Origin of the sequence: Clostridium sp. KLE 1755 (genome assembly GCF_000466465.2) — a bacterium.
Classification (GTDB): domain Bacteria; phylum Bacillota; class Clostridia; order Lachnospirales; family Lachnospiraceae; genus Eisenbergiella; species Eisenbergiella porci.
Window position 1 is genome coordinate 19,482 of the sequence record NZ_KE992772.1, and the last position, 4,945, is coordinate 24,426.

At 53.4% G+C, this 4,945-nt stretch carries 5 protein-coding genes and 1 pseudogene; all 6 read right to left on the reverse strand.

Annotated elements, in window-relative coordinates:
- Positions 1-734, reverse strand: a 734-nt coding sequence (locus HMPREF1548_RS25070; protein ID WP_021639560.1) for a DNA topoisomerase, incomplete at its 3' end; no start/stop codon positions are given.
- Entirely contained in the window at positions 731-1,462 is a 732-nt protein-coding gene (locus HMPREF1548_RS25075) for a DUF4366 domain-containing protein (protein WP_021639561.1), read from the reverse strand. The genes HMPREF1548_RS25075 and HMPREF1548_RS25070, both read right to left, overlap by 4 nt.
- The gene (locus HMPREF1548_RS25080) at positions 1,452-1,718 is read right to left on the reverse strand and encodes a DUF4315 family protein (protein ID WP_003508256.1); all 267 of its coding nucleotides are present in this window, start codon (positions 1,716-1,718) and stop codon (positions 1,452-1,454) included. The genes HMPREF1548_RS25075 and HMPREF1548_RS25080 overlap by 11 nt, the downstream gene beginning before the upstream one ends.
- Before the next feature lie 21 nt (positions 1,719-1,739).
- The gene (locus HMPREF1548_RS25085) at positions 1,740-3,665 is read right to left on the reverse strand and encodes a C40 family peptidase (RefSeq protein ID WP_502690647.1); all 1,926 of its coding nucleotides are present in this window, start codon (positions 3,663-3,665) and stop codon (positions 1,740-1,742) included.
- A 38-nt stretch (positions 3,666-3,703) separates the two neighbouring features.
- Positions 3,704-4,660 (reverse strand): DNA-methyltransferase, encoded by a 957-nt coding sequence (locus HMPREF1548_RS25090; protein ID WP_021639563.1) that lies wholly within the window; start codon positions 4,658-4,660, stop codon positions 3,704-3,706.
- Positions 4,657-4,945, reverse strand: a pseudogene (locus tag HMPREF1548_RS25095) (VirB4-like conjugal transfer ATPase, CD1110 family); the annotation flags it as partial. The pseudogene HMPREF1548_RS25095 and the gene HMPREF1548_RS25090, both read right to left, overlap by 4 nt.

Genomic DNA, 4,945 nt, shown 5'->3' on the forward strand with positions numbered 1-4,945 from the left:
GATTTCTCGCAAGCCGCTTTCATCTGCCGCGCCGCCGCTTCGTCGTCCTGCCTTTCGGAAAGGGAGGCAACGCCGCCAACGTCCAGCCGGACGACATGATATTTCTCTTTCTTAAAGCTGCTGATTGCATAGTCGCGGTTTACCAGCATAGCAAGGGTGGGCGTTTGCACTCTGCCGACATTCAATGTTTTATGGTAGAGGATAGAGAAAAGGCGGGTCGCGTTAATGCCGATGAGCCAATCGGCCTTTGCTCTGCAAAGCGCGGATTGATAGAGGTTGTCATAGCCGCGTCCGTCTTTGAGGCTTGAAAAGCCCTCGCGGATTGCGCTTTCTTCCATGCTGCTAATCCAAAGGCGGGAAAAGGGCTTTTTGCAATTTGCCTGTTCGTAGACAAATCGAAAAATGAGTTCTCCCTCGCGCCCGCTGTCGCACGCATTGACAATCTCGGAAACGTCGCTGCGCTGCATAAGGTCTTTGAGTACGGAAAACTGCTGCTCCTTGCCGCTGGCAACGGTAAACTGCCAATCCTGCGGGACAATGGGGAGATCGTCATACTTCCATTTTCGGTACTGCTCGTTGTAGGTCGCCGCGTCCGCAAGGCTAATCAAATGCCCGATACACCAGGACACAAGGTAGCCGCTGCCCTCAAAATATCCGCTGCGCTTTTCATTCGCGCCAAGTACGGCGGCAATCGACGCCCCGACGCTCGGTTTCTCTGCAATTACAAGTTTCATACTTCCTCGTCCTCCTGCTCGGTTTCTAATTCTTCCTCGTCCTCGTCGTCCTCGTCAAAGTCGAGATCGTCAAGGTTGCTGCTGCCTTTTGCCGCGTCCTTTTTGGGCTTCATAATCTTAAAGTAATAGAACGCGCCGCCGCCCGCTGCGGCAAGAAGCAGCACGACAAGCAGAATAGCACCGCCCATGCCGCCGCCTTTATCTTCCTCCGGCTCCGGCTGCTCGGTTTCTTCCGGCTCCGGCTCGGCTTCCTTGCCCGCGCACTCGCTCATGTTGACGCTGCAAACGGGGCAATCGGTGTTGACGCTTCCGGCAACGCATTTTTCAGTACAGCTACAAGCGGGGGCTTCGGTCTGTTCGTCCTCCATAAGCTGCAAAAGGTCTTTTTCATCAACTTGATTGAGGAAATGGACGGTGTTTTCCCCGTCCTCGGCGCGGTCAATGATGATGTAAAAATAGTTTCCGTTTTTCGTAACGACGGTAATAAATTGCTTATCGCCGGACGCTTCGCCCGTTATGTCGTCCACAATGCTCATGTTGCCCTCCGGCGTTAAGGGCTGCGGCTCATAGCCGCCCGTCGTTTCTTCCGGCTCGGTTTCGGTTACAGGGGTAGGCGGCTCGTCGCTCACATCACCGCCGCCCGCAAAAGCGGTAACAGAAAAGCCGCCCATGAGTACAAGGGCGGCAAGCAAAGCGGTAACGCTGCGGAACAGTTTTTTATGCTTCATCTTCGGTTTCCTCCTGTTCGTCGGTATAGTCTGCGTCCGGCTGCGGCAAGGCAATTTCGCCGCTGGCGTAAGCGGAGAGGAACGCGGCAAGCTGCGCCCCGTCAAGGTGTACCGCTTTCACCATTTGAACGATCTGCGCGTTTTCTTCCTCGATTTTCTGCGCTTCAAGGTCTTTCAGCCTTTTTTGGTATTCAAGGATTTTCGCCCTCGTTTTCTCAATATCCCGTTCGATACGGTCAAGTTTCGTGTTTGCCATAGAAATAAACTCCTTTCAAAGTCAGTTGTAATGTAGCCGCCCATAGGCGTAAAAATGGGATTGCCAATAGCTTGTATCAAGTTTTGCGTATTGTATCGGGTCGCCACAATGCAGCATGACGGGGCTTCCGTCCCCGTCCTCGCCAACGTAGATACCCACATGAGATACCCCCGGTGTGTCATATGTACCCGTAAAGAAAACCAAATCCCCCGGCTGCGGGTTGGAAACGCGGGTTGAAATGTTGTAAAGCCCCTGCGCCCCAAGTCTGCCCGTATTGTATAAGCCGCTGTTCGTCAGCACATAGCTAACAAAACCGCTGCAATCAAAAGAGGTTTCCGGGCTGCTGCCGCCCCACACATAAGGAAAACCGACATACTTTTCCGCTTCCTCAATGAGCCGCGCAAACTGTTCATCTTCCAGATAGGCGGGCGGGATTTCATAATCCGCTGGCGGGTTTTCATAGTATTTTGAAATATAGCCGGATTGCGGGAAAAGGTCGGGTCTGTTCCCAAGCGACGACATATACATAGCGTACATGGATAGCTGTTCCTCGCCCATAATGTAAACGGGAACATGGGAGAGGTTGAAGTTTTCCAAATCCACATTGAGAATGTAATAGTTATAGGCTACTTCAACGTCGTATTCGTTGCCCTCGCTGTCCGTCCGCGTTTCGGTGCGGTAGCGTACCTCGACTTCCTCCGTAACCGTCAAGATATACTGTTTATCAAAGAGCATTTCAAGGGTGCTTTGCGCTTCATCGAGAGTAAACACGCCCTCATGCCAAGCGGAGAGGATAGAGATTAGCACATACGGGTCATGCTCGATCTCGTCAGCCGTTACCCGGTATTCGTCATAGCCGGGGTATTCGCTTTCGATGTTATCCAGCATATCCTGTAACTCGGCTTCCATAGCGACATACGCGCTTTCTGCGCCTGTAATATCCGCGTCCTCGGAGAGATAGGACGACGCAATCAAGCCGCTGCCGCTGTTGCCGCCGAACAGGGAACAAGAGGACAAGCCGCCGAAAAACAGAAGCACGATAAAGGCAATCCCGCCCACAATCAAACAGCCTTTCCAATGCCGGACGACAAAGAACGTCGCCCGTTTGGTTTCCTGCGCGGTTTTCTTCGCCGCCTTTGCGGTAGCTTCGGCGGTCTTTTTCACCTTGCCGCCTGTTTTCAACGCCTTTGCATACTGCTTTTTAATGCGCTGCTTTTGCCAAAAACGGGAAATCGGGTTAGAGTGCGCAAGGCCGGGGTTATCATGTAGCGCCTTTTGATAGAGAAAATCGGCGTTTGCCTTTGCTGCCTTTTTCTCGGCTGCTGCCGCTGCCCGGTAGGGTTTCAGCTTATGACTGCGTATGCCGCGTTTTACTGCCCGCGTCGTCATGCCGCCCGCTTTCTCGCCCACAAGTTCTATCCTGTGTCCGCTTTCCACACCGACGTTTTCTTTCTCCACCTCATAGATTTTTCCATGTACGGCGGCGTCCAATTCCTGCGCCGGACGGGATAACGGGTTATGACGCAACTTGCCGTTTGGGGGCTTATCCGTCTTTTCAAAAGCAAGGCGCGTCTTTGCTTTGCCTTTGGCTTCGTCAAAAACGCGCTCTTTTGTGATTTTGGTCTGTTTGGGGATAGCTGCCCGCGCTTTGTCTAAACGGTCAGCCGCCGTATCGGATTTTTTGATTGCCTTTTGCAGTTCCGGCGTTGCCCGTTCCGCTTCGGAAAACTGCAAGCGGGACGTATGGGTTTTAAGCTGCGCTGCGTCAATGGCTTTTTTCTCCGCGCCCTTTTCAAAATGGCGGCTAACCTCTGTGCCGATACGTTGGGTCGCTTTTTCCGCTGCTCCCGCTGCGGGGGCTGAATAGTTTTCCTCCGGCGGTCTTTCGCTGATACTCGTCGTTTCGCCCGTTGTAAGGTTTTCCGCAACCGCCCCGTCGCGGGTCATTTTCTGCGTTACCTTGTCGGGGGCTTTTAATTCCTTGCTCAATGTTCATCACCTCCAATACGCTGTTTTGCAAGGGTGCAGTATTCGGGGTTGATCTCTATACCGATATAGCGGCGGGAAAGGCTTTTTGCCGCCGCTGCGGTCGTGCCGCTGCCTAAAAACGGGTCAAGCACAATCCCGCCGACAGGACAGCCCGCCAAAATGCACGTTTCCGCAAGTTTCGGCGGGAACGCTGCAAAATGCCCGCCGCGATAGGAAGCTGTGTTGATCTGCCAAACGTTGCGGCGGCTGCGGACGGGGGAAATCATTTCGTCGGTGTATGCGCCTTTCCTACGGGGACGGTTGATTTTCTGCGGCTGGTTTTGCCCCGGAACGGTAGCGGCATATTTGTTGCCTTTCCCAACTCCGCTTTTCAGCCGTACCGCCGTTGTGGGGGCTATCGGCTCGGCTACTGCTTGCCAATCGTAGTAATATTTCTTCGACTTGGTAAGCAGAAACACATATTCATAGCAGCGCGTCGGTCTGTCCCGCGTGCTTTCCGGCATGGCGTTTCCCTTGTGCCAAATGATAGAACTGCGCAAATACCAACCGTCGCCCCGCAAGGCAAGGGCTACAAGCCACGGAATACCGATTAGGTCTTTCGGCTTGCAGCCGGGGGCGCGGTGGTTTACCGCCACTTGCTGCCCGTTCCTGCCTTTGGGATATTTCGGGTCTTGGTGGTCGGCTTTGCTGCCTGTGCCGCAATAAGTGTCCGCGATATTCAGCCAACAAGTACCCTCCGGCGTAAGCACCCGCTTTACCTCATGGAAAACCGCTGTAATGCGGGAAACATATTCCTCCGGCGTTGCTTCCCGTCCGATCTGCCCGTCTGTGCCGTAATCGCGCAAAGCATAGTAGGGCGGGGACGTTACGCAACAATCCATACAGTTATCCGGCAAGGTTTGAAGCACCTGCAAGCTGTCGCCGCAATAGATTTTATCCGTTTCTATCTTCATGCTGACACCTCGCCGGGCTTGGTCGTCATCACGCGGTAGAGTTCCGTATCTTTCGGGAAACGGTCAATAAAGGGCAAAATCACGTTGCCATAGAAGATAAGTCCCTCGCCCGCTTCGGAATGGGTTACATAGGTCATTTGCTGCTGTGAAATGTTAAGCTGCTTGGCAAGGATTTCCCGGTCGCCCTGGGCTTGGTTGAGCATATACACAAAATCACTGTTTTCAAAGATGTTCTCCACCTCGCGGGACGACAACAAATCGTAGGGTAGGGTAAAGGCGTCTTGC